We start from the raw sequence: 271 nt of genomic DNA, 5'->3' as shown, positions 1-271 counted from the left end.
ATGGCTTCGCCACCTAAATCTGGTTTTCCATCAGGGTTGATAGATTTGATCGCATACATTTCGAAAACCTTGGTACCATCCATTGGCCTAACGCTCCACATGAATTTCATGCTTTGCGGAATGATCGCTGCAACTTCAGGTGTGCGGAAGTAAGCATTTACTTTGGCTGTATCTTTTTGTGCTACCCATCCAACAGTTGCACCCGGACGTAAAGCAGGCTGTCCGTTTTCGCCCTGGTAAGTAGGAATATTTAAAACAGCAAACAGCGGGT

1 protein-coding gene is annotated in these 271 nt (G+C 45.8%); it reads right to left on the bottom strand.

Features of this window, described 5'->3' with window-relative positions; all coding sequences use genetic code 11:
* A partial coding sequence (locus tag NXS07_RS22705; protein WP_258087661.1) for a hypothetical protein occupies window positions 1-271 on the bottom strand: 271 nt, incomplete at both ends.

The sequence above is a fragment of the Xenorhabdus bovienii genome, from assembly GCF_024721015.1.
In the GTDB taxonomy this organism is placed as follows: Bacteria; Pseudomonadota; Gammaproteobacteria; order Enterobacterales; family Enterobacteriaceae; genus Xenorhabdus; species Xenorhabdus bovienii.
This window is presented reverse-complemented; position numbering and strand designations above follow the sequence as displayed.